The following is a 16206-nucleotide window of genomic DNA, read 5'->3' on the forward strand; positions in this document are numbered from 1 at the left end:
TACAAAAAATCTACGGCGTTTCACGCGGGTTTACCTGCCACGCGCTGAACAATCCCGCGGAAATGAAAGGACAATGCAGGCAATCCCGCGTTCAATCCTTCAGTTCTACAGGCTATTATTAAGGCGCACGTAAGTTTCCCAGGCTTGCCTCGCAATCCCGTCCAAACGATCCGGTGATAGCGTCTGTTGACGCTGTACAATCAGCAGCGCATACGGCTTGGAGAGCGCGCTTGCCTCCTTGCACAGAACGAGTTCGTCGCCGCTCGAAGGTGAGCGGGCGCGCCAGAAGTTGATCGCGGCTTCCAGTTCGTGAATGGATATATCGGACATGACTTCGTGATCGCCCAGTAGCGCTGAAGGCGGCTCGATGTCTGCTCCGTGGCCTGTTCCCGCCAATCCGGCATGGCCACGCCGCACGCTGCCTGTGCAGCAGGCGCCCCGGCGAACCGCTTGCCCAAACGCCTAAACCCATTGTACTTGAGCGAATTCATGCGACTCCTTCTGATCGAAGATGACCGCCCCATCGCACGCGGCATCCAAAGCAGTCTCGAACAAGCCGGCTTCACCGTCGACATGGTCCACGACGGCATTTTTGCCGAACAGGCTCTCACGCAAAACCGCCACGAGCTCGTGATCCTCGATCTGGGTCTGCCCGGCATCGACGGCATGACCCTGCTCTCGCGCTTTCGCCAGAGCAATCGCCACACGCCGGTAATCATCCTTACCGCGCGCGACGAATTGCACGACCGCGTGCAAGGCCTGAATTCCGGCGCCGACGACTACATGCTGAAGCCGTTCGAACCGGCTGAACTCGAAGCGCGCATCCGCGCGGTGATGCGCCGCAGCGGCCCGCACGGCGACATGCCGCGTCCGGAAGTGTCGTTGGGCGGCGTGCGTCTGTCGGGCGTGGATCGCCGCATCTTCAATGACGACAAGCCGCTCGAACTGTCGCCGCGTGAATTCGCGGTGCTGGAAATGCTGCTGCTGCGTCATGGCCGCGTGGTCAGCAAGGCGCAACTGCAAGACCACCTGACGCATTTCGGCGGCGATCTCGGCGACACCGCGATCGAAGTCTATGTGCACCGGGTGCGCAAGAAACTCGAGAACTGCCGTGTCGAAATCGTCACGGTGCGCGGTTTTGGTTATCTGTTGCAGGAAATCCGCCAGGCCGCATAATCGTCATGAAGGCCGCAAGTTCGACTGCGGCCTGACGGCGCCGGGCCGGCGCCGCGCACTCAGTGCGCACTTCGCCGGCATCCGGCGGATTTCACGGCGCACGGCGCCGTTGCCACTTTCCCACGCGTTCGATCATGCCCCAGCCGGCCGCCAATAGTCTGCGCCGCACGCTGCTGCGGCGCCTCGCTGCACCTCTTTCGCTGCTCGCGCTGATGAGCGGCCTGATCGCTTACTGGCTGGCCTGGCAGTACACACAGCATGTCGTCGACCGCTCGCTAGCCGACCTCGCCACCGCGATTTCCAAACAGATCCAGATTGCCGGCCCGGATGCGCCGATCACCGTGCCGCCGCTCGCTCAGGCGATGTTCTCCGATCCGGTCGAACAGCTCGTCTATCGGATCAGCAACGGCGAGACTGAAATCGCCGGCGATCACAACCTGCCGCTGCAAGGCACCAGCGTGCGCCGCATGCATTACGCCTACGTGTTCGAAACGCAGCACGAAGGTGTGACGGTACGCGTGGCCCAGGTGCGAGTCGATCAGCCGACCGGCAATCCGATCGTCGTCGAAGTGGGTCAGCCGGTGCATCATCGCTTTCGCATCGCTGCCGAGTTTCTCGTCGCGATCATGATGCCGCTGCTCTTGCTGCTGCTGGCGGGCTGGGTGATCGTGTGGCGGGTCGTCAACCAGCAGCTCAACCCGCTCACCGATCTCGCGGACTCGCTGAACCGGCAGACCCACACGTCGCTCGAACCGGTCGACGAAACCTATGTACCGGTCGAAATCCGGCCGCTGACGGGCGCGCTGAACGCGCTGCTCGGCCGTCTGAAAACCGCGCTCGACGGACAGCGCAAATTCATCGCCGATGCCGCGCACCAATTGCGCACGCCGCTTACCGCCGTGAAACTGCATGCGGAACAGGCGGCGGTCGCGCGTGATCCGCAGCAGACGCTCGCCGCCGTGCGCGAGCTGCGCGCCGCGGCCGACCGCGCAGTGCGACTGTCGAATCAACTGCTTTCGCTGGCGCGCGCGGAGCCGGGCGAACAGGCGGCCCGCTTCGTCAATGTGGACATGGCCGCGCTCGCGTTCGATACCGGCGCGGAGTGGGTGCCGCGCGCGCTGACCTTCCACGTGGACCTCGGCTTCCAGCGCCTCGACGACCCAGGCAACGACCATCCGTTGATCGCGCGCGGCAATCCGGTGCTGCTGCACGAAGTGATCGCCAATCTGCTGGATAACGCGCTCAAGTACGTACCGCCGTCGCGCTTCGATGGCGGCCGCATCACGGTGACGGTGTCACAAACGGCGATCGACGATCTGCGCATGGCGGAGATCGTGGTCGAAGATAACGGGCCGGGCGTGCCGCGTACACAGCAGGCCGACCTGTTCAAACGGTTCTTCCGCGGCGACGGTCAGAGCGATGCCGGTGTCGATAGCGGCGCGGGTCTCGGTCTCGCGATCGTCCACGACATCATGGTGCTGCATCACGGCAGCGTGCATTACGAGGACGCGCCGGATGGCGGCGCACGTTTCATTGTGCGCATTCCGCTCGTGCCGATCGTCGTTCAGAGCGACACCACCGACACCGAGCCACGACGCCAGGCAAAAAAATCGGCGCACTCGGCGCCGATCGATATGTAACGGTGTTAGCGGGCTGCTTCGAACTCACTGACACGAGCGAGCAGCCCAGGCAGCCTCTGCGTCACTTCTTTTTCGCTTTTTTCTCCGACGCCTTCACGTCCGCCTTTTTCGCCGACTTGCTGGCTTTGCCCGCGCCCTTCTCTTTCTCCGGCGGCGCCAGCATCGTGCCGCGGCACTTGCGCGCGCCGCAACGGCATTCGTATTCCTTCTTGAGCTTCTTGGTCTGACGCGCGTCGATCACGAGGCCATAGTCGTAAAAGACCTCCTCGCCCTCCGCGATATCGCGCAACGCGTGCACGTAGACGTGACCGTCGATTTCCTCGGCTTCGCAGTTCGGCGCGCAGGAGTGATTGATCCAGCGCGCGCTGTTGCCGTTCACCTTGCCGTCGATCACCTTGCCGCTATCGAGCGCGAAATAAAATGTGTGATTCGGTTCTGCCGGATTATGTGGATGACGGCGCAATGCTTCTTTCCAGGAGATCCGCTCGCCCTTGTATTCGATCAACCGCTCGCCGGCCGCAATCGGTTCGACGGCAAACACGCCTTTGCCGTGCACACCAGAACGGCGCACGGCGATCCTGCGTGAACTCATTGAATGAATCCTTGTGAAGAACTTGGGGGTGAAGTCCGGCAGCCGCTTGAATTGCCCGCGTCTGACGCGCTGCTTTTTTCCGACGCGGATAGCAAACGCGGCGCCTTGCGAGCGCCGCGTCGACTTGCGACGCGCAATGCGCCACATCCGGCATCCTACACGCTCAAGACGGCTTCGTTCAACCGTCAAAGAAACGCGTTCGCGCAACCTGCGCTGCCAACTTCACCGTTGTCCGAAGGAAATATCGCCGAACAGCGCTTTCTGCTCGCGCGGTTGCGAACGCCAGTATTGCGGCGGCGCTTCGACCGTCGCACCGAGTTGCGCCGCGGCATGCCAAGGCCAGCGCGGGTTGTACAGCAACGCGCGAGCCAGCGCGATCAGATCCGCGTCGCCTGCTTCGATTAGTTGCTCGGCGTACAGCGGATCGGTGATCAAGCCGACGCCGATGGTGGTCAGCCCCGTGGCCTGTTTGACCGCCTTCGCGAACGGAATCTGATAACCCGGCTCGAGCGGAATCTTCTGCAACGGCGACACGCCACCAGAGGACACGTCGATCCAGTCGCAACCACGCTTTTTCAACTCGTGCGCGAAAGCAACCGTGTCCGCGAGCGTCCAGCCGCCCTCGACCCAGTCGGTTGCCGAAACACGCACGCCGACCGGTTTGTCGGCGGGAAATGCGGCGCGCACGATATCGAAGATTTCGAGCGGGAAGCGCATGCGGTTTTCGAGCGAACCGCCGTAGTCGTCATCGCGCTGATTCGCGATCGGCGAAAGGAATTGGTGCAGAAGATAACCGTGCGCCGCATGCACTTCCAATGCGTCGATGCCAAGACGCGCGGCACGTCGCGCAGAGGCGGCGAACGCTTCGCGAATCCGGTTCAGCCCGGCCGTATCGAGCGCAAGCGGCGGCTCTTCGCCCGCTTTGTGCGGCAACGCGGAGGGCGCGTGCGGCAGCCAGCCGCCTTGCGCCACCGGAATCAGCTGGCCGCCTTCCCATGGCACGTGGCTCGACGCCTTGCGCCCGGCGTGCGACAACTGCATCGTCACCTTGATATGCGAGTGCTTGCGGATCGCCGCCAGCACCGGCGCGAGCGCGGCTTCGGTGGCGTCGTCCCACAAGCCGAGGTCGCCCGGCGTGATGCGGCCGTCCGGTTCGACGGAGGTGGCCTCGATGAACAGCATGCCGGCGCCCGACAACGCGAGACTGCCGAGGTGCAGCATATGCCACGCTGTCGCCTCGCCACGTTCGGCGGAATACTGGCACATCGGGGACACGACGATACGATTGGGAAGCGTCACGCTACGCAGCGTGAGCGGAGAAAAAAGCGCGCTCATGGATTACGCCCAGTGAAAGCCCGAGAGCGATCGAGCATAGCACCGTGAGCGGTTTACTGCATGTCCCGTCGGTCAGGCCTTGGCGTCCACGTGATCGAGCCATTCACTGAACATCTGGCCGGTGGCGGCTTCGAGCGCGGGACCGAATTGCGCGGTGTCGGCTCGCAACCGGCGCGCGTCGATGCCATGACCGGCAAGCTCTCCCGCGTTACCGATCAGCCAGGGCTCGAAGCGATCGGCGCGAATCTCCGGATGACACTGCAAAGCCAGCACGTGGTCACCCCAGGCGAACGCCTGGTTTTCGCAAGCGGGCGTCGATGCGAGACGCGTTGCGTTATCGGGTAGATCGAAGGTCTCATCGTGCCAATGCAGCATCGAAGTATGCGCGCCATCCAGATGACGCAGCGGCGATGCGCGGCCGGCATCCGTCAGCGTAAGCGGCGTCCAGCCCAGTTCGGTATGGCCCGCGGGATAGACACGCGCTCCAAGCACACGCGCGATCAGTTGAGCGCCGAGGCAGATGCCGAGCGTCGGCAATCCTGCAGCGATGCGCTTTTCGATCAACGACAGTAAGGGGACAAGCGTTGGATAAAGCGCCTCGTCGGTGGCGCTGATCGGGCCGCCGAGCACCACCATCAGTGATGCGGCAACCGGGTTCGGCGCCTCGATACGGGCGAAGCCTACATCGAGATAACGGACTGGGCGTCCGCGCTCACCGAGCACTCGCTCAAGACTGCCCAGATCCTCGAAGTGCACGTGGCGAATGGCCAGTACTTCGCGATTCATCGGCCTGTCCCACCTTCAGGTTGACTAAAGACTCACCGCTACACGGCGCCAGACGGCTGACCCGCGATAATACCGCCCGCCGAAGCCGGCTTGGCAGTGTAGCGGACTGTCCTGAACGAACGCGCTTACTGCGCGAAGATCTTCCAGGTCTTTTTCTGGGTGGCGATGTCGGCGGTTTCATGCACCGAGCAGTCGAGGCGCAGATCCGTATCGGACATCTTCATGTCGAGCAGCGCGCAGTGATGCGGCGCCTTCTTCGGATTCTTGCTCGGCTCGAAGTGCGTGCAGCTCAGGCACATGCGGTGCGGCGGAATCGTGCCGTGCGCCTCGAGTTGATAAATCGTCTTGAGGAGCGTGCGATAGAAAACAGCCTGCTCGTCGTCACGCAACGTGCCCACCGCCTTGCCCAGAAAGTCCGGCCATTGCGCGGCGCGCTTCGCTGCCGTGCGGCCACGCGCGGTCAGGCGAACTGCGAGGGCGCGGCCGTCGTCGAGGGCGCGGCGCTTTTCGACGAGGCCTTTGGTTTCAAGCGTGCTGACTGCGTCGCTGGTGGTGGCGGCGGTCAAGGCCGTTTCACGGGCGATTTCGCCGAGGCGCATCGGGCCCTTGCGTTGCATCAACAAGACCAGGATTTCGCCCTGAGTCGGCGTGAGACCCGCGCCTTCGGCCCATTCCCAAGCCTGGCTTCGCATCGCCGTGCTCAATCTCAATAGGCTATGGGTCACTCGCCCGGTTGCCTGTTCTCCGTATACGCCTTCGCTCATAATCTTCGATTCGTTTATTTACAGCTTTAGTACGCCGCCGGTGAACTGCTTGCCGACTTCGCCCGTAGCTTGTGTGGGGTAGCTTCGTCCACGCACGGACGAAACCGTTTCTCTGCTATCTCAAAAATTTACCGCCGAGCAATCCCGAGGCGGTGAAACAACATTCTATGCGAGAGCGGCAAATCGTACAGCTAACTTATCCAATGCTGTCTGTGGATAACCCTGGGAAAACACGTGGACAGCATGTGCATCGTTCCTGGCGCGCATTCGAGCCGGGCTGCACGGCGCCAGAATAGTCCTTGTTCGACGAAGCCGATGCGCGCCCGGTCAGTCTGGTTATGCTTTTCGCAGTACGTTGACTTTGCAGGGAATTATTCAGTTGTCCACAGCCTCATGCAATGCACGCGCACGGCTACTAGGTTGGTATACGTAAACTTTGGAAAAACCTGAAGGCCGCGAGCTCAAATAAATTTCGAAAAAAAACCCGCGCGAAGCGGGTTTTTTTATGACCGAGCTGCGCAATGCCGCCCCAAGCTAGGCTCGCCATTGCAAACACTGCTGCCGAACCGCTTCGTGCAGGGACTTTTCCTGCGCAAACACACCGCGCAACCAGGTCGCGTCATTCATCTGCCCGCGCGCGATTGCGCCGATTTCGGCGAGTGCATTGCCCGAACCGAGCGCCTGCGCATGCGGTGCGATCAGGTCGAGCGTTTCGAGGATGTCCTCTGAGATCGTCTTGCGTTCGCCCGTTTGCGGATTGATGCAGGTGCCGGCCAGACCGAAACGGCATGCTTCGAAACGGTTGAACGTGTAGACCAGATAGTCGTCTTCCTTCGGCGCGATCGGCTTGTCGAGCAACAGATGGCGGGCAAGCGTCTGGATGTAGCACGCAATCGCCGCAGCGCGATCCACCGAAAACGGCGTGTCCATCACGCGCACTTCGATCGTGCCAAAGCCCGGCTTCGGCCGGATGTCCCAGTAAAAATCCTTCATGCTGTTGACCACGCCGGTCTGGACCATCTTCGAGAAATATTCCTCGAAGCTGTCCCACGTCAGCACGAATGGCGCGCGGCCCGACAACGGAAACGCAAAAACGGAATTCAGGCGTGCCGAATGAAATCCAGTATCGACGCCTTGCACGAACGGCGACGAGGCGGACAACGCGATGAAATGCGGGATGAATCGCGACATCGAATGTAGCAGGTACAGCGCGCTGTTCGGATCCGGGCAACCGATGTGCACATGCTGGCCGAACACCGTGAATTGCTTCGCGAGGTAGCCGTACAGCTCGGACAGATACTGGAAACGCGGTGTATCCACGATCTGCCGCTCGCTCCATTGCTGGAATGCGTGGGTGCCGCCGCCGCACAAGCCGACGTTCAGATGATCGGCCGCGGAAACCAGCGTGTCGCGAATCTTGCGCAAATCGGTGACGGCCTGCTCGTGCGTCGTGCAGATGCCGGTCGACAACTCGATCATGCTCTCGGTGATTTCCGGCGTGATATTGCCGGGGATCTTTTCGTCCTTGATAAGACGCAGCAGATCCGTGCCGGCTTTGGTCAGATCATAGTCATGCGTATTGACGATCTGCATCTCGAGTTCGACACCGAACGTAAACGGTTTCGAATCGATGAAGGGTTCGAGTGACATGGCGTCCCCTGAGTCAGGTCAGCCGGGTAGCTATCGCTTGCCCGGCCGCTTTTGAATCGAATGAGTTGAATGAAACATCACTTGCCGCGAGCGCGCGGCAAGCGCTTACCGCGTTGACTCTTCGCGCCGCTCAGCGACCAGTGCGAGGCTACGATAGACGAGCCACGGCCCGAGAATCTGCAGCACGAAAATCGAACACATCACGATTGCCCGCAATTGCGGATCGAAATTCGGATAAAGGTTGTAGGTATCGTCCACCAGCAGATAGGCAAGCGCCGACATGGGCGATAAAGACAAACCAAGCGCCGCCCCCTGCTTCCAGTTCAAGCCGCTCGGTTTGGCGAACGCCATGACGCCGATCAGCTTCGCGATCAGACGAGCAACGATCAGACCCAGCGCCGCGACACCGCCGAGCGCGATGTGCCGCCATTCGAATGACGTCAGCGTGAGCACGAACAGAATCACGGTCAACAGCCAGCCGGCGGTGCCGAAATGCTGCGGCCACAACTGCGGGCGCGCCTCGTGATTTTTTACGATGATGCCGGCGGCCAGCAGCGCAAGAATCGTCGACAGCTTGAACAGATGCGAGACGGCGATCGCTAGCAGCACGAGGCCGAACAGCGCGACGAACGAATGCTCATCCTGCATGTTGAGCCGGCGATAGAAAAACGTGCAGGTGCGCGCAAGCAGATACGCGAGCACGAGCGAGCCGATCAGCAGGTAGAGCGGTTGCAGGATCGTCGCGAAGACATTGCCGTAAACCTCCTGATGCAGCCAGCTCGACACGAGCTTTTCGATCACGACCGCATACATGCTGTTCAGCGCGGTCAAGGTCAGCAAACGCTGGGTCACCTGCCCTTCCGCGCGCAATTCCGTTTTGAGCTGGATCACCATCGCGGGCGACGTTGCCATGGCAATCGCAGCGAGCACCATTGCTACCATCAGCGGCACGTTCAGGAACAGCAACACCGGCAGCACGAAGGCGAAAGTCAGCGTGGCTTCGGCCACGCTCGACAGGATCAGCCACGGATTGCGGCGGATCCAGCGCAGATCGAGCCGGCTTCCGAGTTCGAACAGCAACAGGCCGAGCGCAACGTCGAGCAAAGGACGCGCGGCCATTGCGGAATCCGCATCGATGACGCCGAAGCCAGCCGCACCGGCAATCAGGCCGATGACCGCGTAGCCGGAAATGCGCGGTAAACGCCACGCGCGATAGCACAGCTCACCGCACAGACCCGCGGCAAGCAGGGCGAGACCAGCCCAAAAGATAGCGTCGGGTGAAAGCGGCCAGGCTGGAAAAAATGAAAACGCCGAATTCATCGTGATGGGTTCTCCTTTGCAGCAACGGCGGACGACACGACCCGGCATAAGCACCGGCGAACAGGCGGGCGCGTGAGGCGCTCACCGTCGCAATCGCTTCGCATAGCCAGCGTTGCGAGTTTTCATTGATCGGATGATCTGAGTCTGAATGCGCTGCAGCCACGAAAGAGGCAGGCACATTCAAGGATGAGGCTGTAGCAAACGGAATGGCGAAAGAACGCCGTCGACTTTGAATCAGATTCTGATTGAGCGGCACCGTTCCGTTGCCGCGTGTGCCGCCAGAGACGAGGCACGACGCGCAAAGAACGGCGATTGTGCCATAGCTTTTTCAGCCTTAACCGAAAACACACGAACACGCTGGCAAAACGGTAAAAACGTGCGTTATCTCCGTGACGCGGGGGAAAAGCGACTTTTTTACCGCAGCAGACTGTCGAGTTAACCGCCAGTTTGGACACGGCGAATGTGCTTTTGAGGACATTGCGATAGAAGTTTTCGCGTTAGTGAGGGTAAATGCCACGCCGATGACCGAGCCCCCAGCCTCGGCCTTGCTGTTTACAGGTTTACCGTATGTATACGTAGTAACAGTTAACAAGGTGCCTCGGTTTCTGTGGATAACTCATGTTTACCGAAGTAAATCAGTGGTTTGCCGACGGCATAACCGGATGCACAGCATGTGCGGGAGCAGCGCGTATACGCGAGTAACTTTTTGCGCTTTTCGGCGCGGAGAAAGTTACCCCGTTTACGTCCACAACGGTTCCACACGACTTGCGCGGGTTAACAGCGTGGTTATCCACATCTTTCGGTGGATAACTATACCGACGCGTGCACGTCGGTATACCGACGGTTAACGGCGCACCGTCGTCGTCGCCGGGCAGCAGCTAACCGACTGTTCCCTGCCGCAATGCGCGCAGCAGGAAACGGGCGGGATCGATGTCTTCGGCCAGATCGCGTTCGAGCGGCCACGGCTCGCCTTCTATTTGTGAGGCGATCAGTTCGGCGCCTAGCGCTGCCCACACCAGTCCGCGCGAGCCGTATGCGAATGCGCCGTACACGCCTTCCATGCGCGGCAGATCGAGCGGCCATGCACCGCGCAGACGCTGCGCATCGCGGGGCGCTTTGCTTTCGTCGGCGAGTTGGCCGATCATCGGCATGCGGTCGGTCGTGACGCAGCGAAACGCGACGCGTCCAGCCAGCGCCGCCGACCGTGCCGGATCGACCGCGCAGGCGGCAAGAGGGGCATACGCCGGCAGCATCTGCGCGACGCGCTCGAGGTTTTCCAGATGACCGCTCGCGCGCAGCGACGTCTCGGAGTCGTCGAGTTCATACGTTGCGCCAGTCAACGTGACGCCGTTGGCAAGCGGCACCGCGTAGCCTTCGCCAATCACCGGTAGCGCGAGTGACGGTGCGGTGCCCGCCGGCAACAACGTCAACTGGCCGCGAATGCTGCGAGTCGGCGCATGCTGCAAACCGGCGATGCGCGCGGCATCATGAGCGCTCGCAACGATTACCACCGCCGCGCGCGCGACCACCTGGCCCGCTGTGTCAAAGACGGTCCACTGATCGCTGGACCGTTCGAGCCGCGCGACTTCCACGCCGAAGCGGCGTTCGAGCAGACCGCCCGCCGCGGCGAACTGCGCGGCGCATAGCGAAGCCGGATCGATCCAGCCACCCTGCGGAAAAAACCAGCCGCCGCGCGCGAGCGGCGTGCCAGCGAGCTTTTGCGCTTCGGCTGCCGAGACCGGCGTCGCGTAGCCAGACGGATAGTTGAACGCGGCGATCGCGTCGCCCATCGCGCGAGCTTCGTCGTCGTCCGCGGCGATCTGCAGCAAGCCTGGGCTGCCGCGCAACGGTCGATGAGCGAGCCGTTCGAGTTCGGCCCAGCGCCGCAACGCATAAAGAAATCCGGCGCGTGTGACGCGCGAGGCGACGCTGTCGTCGCGTGAAATCATCGGGTGGAACACGCCGGCTGGATTGCCCGACGCGTCCTGCGCGACCGACGCATGCCGCTCCAGCGACGTCACCCGCCAACCACGCGCCGCAAGCCGTTCGATCACCGCGCTGCCCGCAAGCCCTGCGCCGATCACCACCGCATGCCGTTCGTCGAGCGCGAGCGGGGCGGGTGGCTCGTAGCGGCGCACGCGCCAGCGCGGCGCGAAGTGGCCGACCAGCATCGCCCGTTTCCAGCCGAAGCCGTCGATCTTCCGATACTCGAAGCCGCATTGCGTCAAGGCGCGTTTGATCTCGCCGGCGCTGCTGTAGGTGGCGAACGTGGCGTCCTCGCCCGCCATTCGCGCGAGCGCCTTGAAAATCGGCAGGGACCAGAGTTCCGGGTTTCTGGTCGGCGCGAAGCCGTCGAGATAGAACGCATCGGCGCGCAGTCGCAAGGCCGGCAAGCTGTCGAGCGCATCGGCCAGCACCAGCGTAAGCACGACGCGCCCGTCTTCGAATTCGAGCCGGTGCGTGCCGGGGACGAGCATCGGCCATGCGTTCGCGAGGGTATCGGCCAGTTCGGCCACCGCCGGATCGGACAGGGTCGCCGCATAGACGTTGCGCAGATCGGCGACCGTAAACGGATGCTTCTCAGTCGAAACGAAATGCAGCCGCTCGCATCGCGCCGGATCGGCGCGCCATGCGGCCCACGTCACGAGGAAGTTGATGCCCATGCCGAAGCCGGTTTCGAGCACGGTGAAAGTGCGGCGGCCCTGCCAACGTTCGGGCAGCGCATTGCCGTTCAGGAAAACGTAGCGAGCCTGTTCGAGACCGCCCACGGCGCTGTGATAGATATCGTCGTAGAACGGTGAAAACGGGGTGCCGTTGTCGCGAAAAGCGAGGACAGCGGGGATCAGCGGATCGGTCATGCGTCGGAAATGACGCTCGCAGGAGCGGTTCTCACGTTACCGCCAGCGCGCGCAGCTCGCCGGACAGCGAAAAAGACGCGCCAAACGTTGGCAAAAACCAACGCCAAGCCCCGTCCCTACTGGGTTTCAGCCCTCCGTGGGAGGCCGTTGAGCGCAAAATCGCGTTTTCCTTGCCATATCGACGCTGGAACCTCGCAATTCTTCCAAACCCTTATCCTGATTGGGTTTGCGCTGCGCTATCATAGCAAGCGCCGCGAATCGAGCGGGAGCACGGCCAATGGACAGTCATCTGTCCTGTGCTACCGGTCCGGGGGATCCGGAGCCGTAGCTGCTCGACGGCGCGGCCCGCGCACGTATAATCGGCGCGTTCGCGCTGTTCGTATCAACCTAAACTCAGAAAGGAACCTTAATGAACAAACAGGAACTGATCGACGCCGTCGCAGGACAGACGGGCGCCAGCAAGGCTCAAACCGGTGAAACGTTGGACACGTTGCTTGAAGTGATCAAGAAGTCTGTGTCGAAAGGCGATGCGGTCCAGTTGATTGGCTTCGGCAGCTTTGGTTCGGGCAAGCGCGCAGCGCGTACGGGGCGTAACCCCAAGACCGGCGAAACCATCAAGATTCCGGCAGCCAAGACCGTCAAGTTCACGGCAGGCAAGGCGTTCAAGGACGCGGTCAACAAGCGCTAAGCAGATTGCTGCCAGGCAGTTGACACCCGCCAATGNNCGCGTTGTGCGCGGGATAAGCCGCGACACACGTCGCAGCTATTTTATTGCATCGACACGTGAGGTGACCGCCGTTCAGTCGTGACGGTGGCCGTGATCGTGCCCATGACCATCGTGATCATGATAATGGTGGTGATCGTGGTCATGATGATCGTGATCGTCTTCGTCGAAATCCCAGGCGGGGAACGGGTCGGCAAACTGTTGCCAGCCCTGCGGCCCCAACGCGTACTCGTCGTCGCTCAGCAGACACGCGTCGAACTTCGCCGTCCACTCCGCCGGGTCGATGCCGACCCCGATCAGCACCAGCTCCTGGCGACGGTCGCCAATGCTCAGATCGTCCGGGTCGCCGTACCAGTCGCCGGCGATTTCGGCGGCCAGTTCGTCGTCGCCGTCCGGCCACTCGCTGCGGTCCTGCGCGGCCCACCACATGCCCGCCGGACCATGCCGGCAAGCGCCGCCAGCCTGCGACAGCGAACCGGCAATGTCGTGGCGCGTCGCGAGCCAGAAGAAGCCCTTGCTGCGCAAGACACCCTTCCACTCCTGATGCAGCAGCGCCCACAGCCGCTCCGGATGGAACGGCCGGCGCGCCCGATAAATGAAATTGCCGATGCCGAACTCGTCCGCTTCCCCTTCCCCTTGAGACGCATGGCCGTGGCCGTGCTCATGATTAAGTGACGCGAGCCAGCCCGGCGCGCTCGCCGCCTCGTCGAAATCGAACCGGCCGGTGTTCAGCACTTGCGCGAGCGGCACCGCGCCGAAGCGGCTGACCACCTGCACCGCACGCGGGTTGATGCGCGCGAGGATGCGTTGCAAACGCGTGAGCTCGTCTGTGCTCACGAGGTCGGCCTTGTTCACCACCAGCACGTCGCAGAATTCAAACTGCTCGATCAGCAATTCGACGATGGTGCGGTCGTCTTCGTCGGTCGCGGCGATGCCGCGTTCGGCGAGCGCGTCGGCCGAACCGTAGTCGCGCAGAAAGTTGAACGCGTCGACCACGGTCACCATCGTGTCGAGCCGTGCGACGTCGGCGAGCGAAGCGCCAGCGTCGTCGACGAGGGTGAAGGTTTCGGCGATCGGCATCGGCTCGGCGACGCCGGTCGATTCGATCAGAATCGCATCAAAACGCTGTTCGGCGGCAAGACGTTTGATCTCGACGGCCAGATCGTCGCGCAGCGTGCAGCAAATGCAGCCGTTCGACAGTTCGACAAGCCGCTCTTCAACGCGCGATAGCGTGGCGGCATCGCGCACGAGCGTCCCGTCGACGTTGACCGCGGCCAGGTCGTTGACGATTACGGCCACGCGCAAACCGGCGCGATTCGCGAGGATGTGGTTCAGGAGCGTGGTCTTGCCGGCGCCCAGAAAACCGGAGAGCACGGTGACGGGCAGTAGCGGCTGGTTCATCGCAGTACGGAAAGGCAAGAGGATTGGAGGGCGCGCCGGGCCTTGGGACCGCATGACTGCGCGACCGGTGTGACGCTTGGCCTCGACGGCAGCACGAAGCCGCATTGTGCATCAAAACGGGCGGCCTCCGCGTGACTGGCTGGATGGGCGGGGCTTGACCAGCGTGTCTTGAAATCGGGCGGCAGAAGAACGCGAGGACGACGCGACGTGTAAAATGCCGGTGCGCGCTCACGAGCAGACCACGAAATGCGTCAAGCGGTCAGCCGGGAAGCGGGCTCGAAAAGGGCAAATGAGGGAGGCAGTCGCGAGAGACGCCTTCGGCAGACAGCCCGAACAGGCCTGCTCGAATAAACCGGACGCTCAACGTGCAGCCGGCATCAAATTCCACTTGCGTAGAATAGCGACGATTTGCTGCGCATACTTGTCGCGCAAAGCGGGTGTTTCGGAGTGGTATGCGCCGACCGCTTGCCACGTGTTGCCATATTTGTTCATCTGACGGCGCAGATGCCAGGCCGCGATATAGACGTTCTTGCACGGCTCCATCAGCGTGCCTTGTGATATGCCGTACTGGGCGAGCGTGGGCAGATGGATCGAATTGATCTGCATTACCCCATAGTCGGTCGAACCGTTGGCGTTCTTGTGTTGCGCGTCAGGCCGGTTGTGCGACTCCTGCCACGCAATTGCACGCAGAATCAACGGGTTAACCTTTTGATACTTCGCCGCTTCGTCGAAGCAATCGGCGCGTGCTGACCCCGCTGCAACCAGCATGGCGAGGCCTGCGGCGACGGTGACGAAGGCATGATTCATCGGTCAAGACGACTAAGTAAATTGCAAGCGTAAGGGTTGGTAAGGCGTTTATCCGGCCATACCCCAGCCGACGACAGCCGCCAGGGCACGCCGGTCGGGCTTTTGTCGAACATGCGGGAAAACCCGCGTCGGCAAACCCTGAACCGGAGACTCGAACGGCTCGTATCATACCGGCAGTCCGACCCGCGTCAAGTTAGCTAACAGACATAAGCGGACTGAAAACGAAGCGCCCCGGCGCGCTTCGCCACCGTTTAGCTTTCAATTGCATGACAAACGGTGCGGGCTTTCAGGGAATCGCGCATCACCCGTCCGTTTTGTGACAAATCCGACATGAAAAACTGTTACTGTTCATTTTTTTCGGACGCCGGATGGTCGGAACCCGCGGCGACCTTGGTCCGCGAGGCCGATCCACAGACCGGCAGGGTGGTGGCTTACCCCCGTGTCCGCACTGCATGACCGTCGGCAGCATCGGCTGCCGGCATCGATATCACAACCCATGAGAAGAAATTGTATGGCTTTGCGTCGCGTTGCAACGGCGCTGCTGGTGGCTGGATTGATCACCGCGCAGACAGCACAGGCTCAGGTGACACTCAACTTCGTGAACGCCGATATCGACCAGGTTGCCAAGGCGATCGGCGCGGCAACCGGCAAAACGATCATCGTGGACCCGCGTGTGAAGGGCCAGTTGAACCTCGTGTCGGAAAATTCAGTGCCGCAGGACCAGGCGCTCAAGACCCTGCAGTCCGCTTTGCGCATGCAGGGTTTCGCGCTGGTGCAGGACCACGGCGTGCTGAAGGTCGTGCCGGAAGCCGACGCCAAGCTGCAGGGCGTGCCGACCTACGTCGGCAATGCGCCTGTTGCGCGCGGCGACCAGGTGGTCACGCAGGTGTTCGTGCTGAAGAACGAGTCGGCCAATAACCTGCTGCCGGTGCTGCGTCCGCTCATTTCGCCGAACAACACCGTGGCCGCTTACCCGGCCAACAATACGATCGTCGTCACCGATTACGCCGACAACGTGCGGCGCATTGCGCAGATCATCGCGGGTGTGGATACCGCGGCGGGCCAGGCGGTCGCCGTCGTGCCGCTGAGAAACGGCAACGCGATCGACATCGCCACGCAGTTGACCAAGATGCTCGACCCCGGCGCGATCGGC

14 protein-coding genes are annotated in these 16206 nt (G+C 62.0%); 4 read left to right on the forward strand and 10 right to left on the reverse strand.

The features are described 5' to 3' along the window. Nucleotides 1–105: 105 nt before the first annotated feature. Nucleotides 106–330: a DUF3717 domain-containing protein gene (locus tag CIC12_RS22405; RefSeq protein ID WP_121319136.1), complete on the reverse strand. Its 225-nt coding sequence runs from the start codon at nucleotides 328–330 to the stop codon at nucleotides 106–108. A 159-nt stretch (nucleotides 331–489) separates the two neighbouring features. On the opposite strand from CIC12_RS22405, the gene CIC12_RS22410 reads away from it, so the two are divergent. After that, nucleotides 490–1176 carry a response regulator transcription factor gene (locus CIC12_RS22410; protein ID WP_042327201.1) on the forward strand — a complete coding sequence of 229 codons (687 nt, stop codon included), beginning with the start codon at nucleotides 490–492 and terminating at the stop codon, nucleotides 1174–1176. 134 nt (nucleotides 1177–1310) lie between these two features. Further along, nucleotides 1311–2816: a sensor histidine kinase gene (locus CIC12_RS22415; protein ID WP_168667106.1), complete on the forward strand. Its 1506-nt coding sequence runs from the start codon at nucleotides 1311–1313 to the stop codon at nucleotides 2814–2816. A 61-nt stretch (nucleotides 2817–2877) separates the two neighbouring features. Here the strand turns inward: CIC12_RS22415 and CIC12_RS22420 are convergent, their stop codons facing one another. The 7 genes from CIC12_RS22420 to mnmC all read right to left on the reverse strand — a co-directional run bounded on the left by CIC12_RS22420 (nucleotide 2878) and on the right by mnmC (nucleotide 12121). Beyond that, on the reverse strand, nucleotides 2878–3408 hold the full coding sequence (locus tag CIC12_RS22420; RefSeq protein WP_168667115.1) for an SET domain-containing protein: 531 nt from the start codon (nucleotides 3406–3408) through the stop codon (nucleotides 2878–2880). Nucleotides 3409–3630: 222 nt separating this feature from the next. Further along, complete coding sequence (locus CIC12_RS22425) at nucleotides 3631–4743, reverse strand: NADH:flavin oxidoreductase/NADH oxidase (RefSeq protein ID WP_168667117.1); 1113 nt, start codon at nucleotides 4741–4743, stop codon at nucleotides 3631–3633. Nucleotides 4744–4815: 72 nt separating this feature from the next. After that, nucleotides 4816–5529: a glutamine amidotransferase gene (locus CIC12_RS22430; protein WP_168667119.1), complete on the reverse strand. Its 714-nt coding sequence runs from the start codon at nucleotides 5527–5529 to the stop codon at nucleotides 4816–4818. A gap of 125 nt (nucleotides 5530–5654) precedes the next feature. Then, a complete protein-coding gene (locus tag CIC12_RS22435; protein WP_168667121.1) occupies nucleotides 5655–6293 on the reverse strand; it encodes a MarR family winged helix-turn-helix transcriptional regulator in 639 nt (212 codons plus the stop codon). A 534-nt stretch (nucleotides 6294–6827) separates the two neighbouring features. Next, on the reverse strand, nucleotides 6828–7943 hold the full coding sequence (locus tag CIC12_RS22440) for a YbdK family carboxylate-amine ligase (RefSeq protein ID WP_168667123.1): 1116 nt from the start codon (nucleotides 7941–7943) through the stop codon (nucleotides 6828–6830). A gap of 105 nt (nucleotides 7944–8048) precedes the next feature. Then, the gene (locus tag CIC12_RS22445) at nucleotides 8049–9263 is read right to left on the reverse strand and encodes a cation:proton antiporter (protein WP_121316110.1); all 1215 of its coding nucleotides are present in this window, start codon (nucleotides 9261–9263) and stop codon (nucleotides 8049–8051) included. Between the two features lie 878 nt (nucleotides 9264–10141). Next, on the reverse strand, nucleotides 10142–12121 hold the full coding sequence (mnmC, locus tag CIC12_RS22450; protein WP_168667125.1) for a bifunctional tRNA (5-methylaminomethyl-2-thiouridine)(34)-methyltransferase MnmD/FAD-dependent 5-carboxymethylaminomethyl-2-thiouridine(34) oxidoreductase MnmC: 1980 nt from the start codon (nucleotides 12119–12121) through the stop codon (nucleotides 10142–10144). A 409-nt stretch (nucleotides 12122–12530) separates the two neighbouring features. Here mnmC and CIC12_RS22455 point away from each other — a divergent pair, with 409 nt between their 5' ends. Continuing rightward, on the forward strand, nucleotides 12531–12809 hold the full coding sequence (locus CIC12_RS22455; protein ID WP_006050811.1) for an HU family DNA-binding protein: 279 nt from the start codon (nucleotides 12531–12533) through the stop codon (nucleotides 12807–12809). 111 nt (nucleotides 12810–12920) lie between these two features. Here CIC12_RS22455 and CIC12_RS22460 read toward each other — a convergent pair whose 3' ends face one another. Continuing rightward, nucleotides 12921–14246: a GTP-binding protein gene (locus tag CIC12_RS22460; protein ID WP_168667127.1), complete on the reverse strand. Its 1326-nt coding sequence runs from the start codon at nucleotides 14244–14246 to the stop codon at nucleotides 12921–12923. A 360-nt stretch (nucleotides 14247–14606) separates the two neighbouring features. Continuing rightward, a complete protein-coding gene (locus CIC12_RS22465; protein ID WP_168667129.1) occupies nucleotides 14607–15053 on the reverse strand; it encodes a lytic transglycosylase domain-containing protein in 447 nt (148 codons plus the stop codon). A 511-nt stretch (nucleotides 15054–15564) separates the two neighbouring features. On the opposite strand from CIC12_RS22465, the gene CIC12_RS22470 reads away from it, so the two are divergent. Continuing rightward, nucleotides 15565–16206, forward strand: a 642-nt coding sequence (locus CIC12_RS22470) for a secretin N-terminal domain-containing protein (RefSeq protein WP_274597568.1), incomplete at its 3' end; no start/stop codon positions are given.

The organism is Paraburkholderia sp. SG-MS1, from assembly GCF_012275575.1.
Taxonomy (GTDB): Bacteria; Pseudomonadota; Gammaproteobacteria; order Burkholderiales; family Burkholderiaceae; genus Paraburkholderia.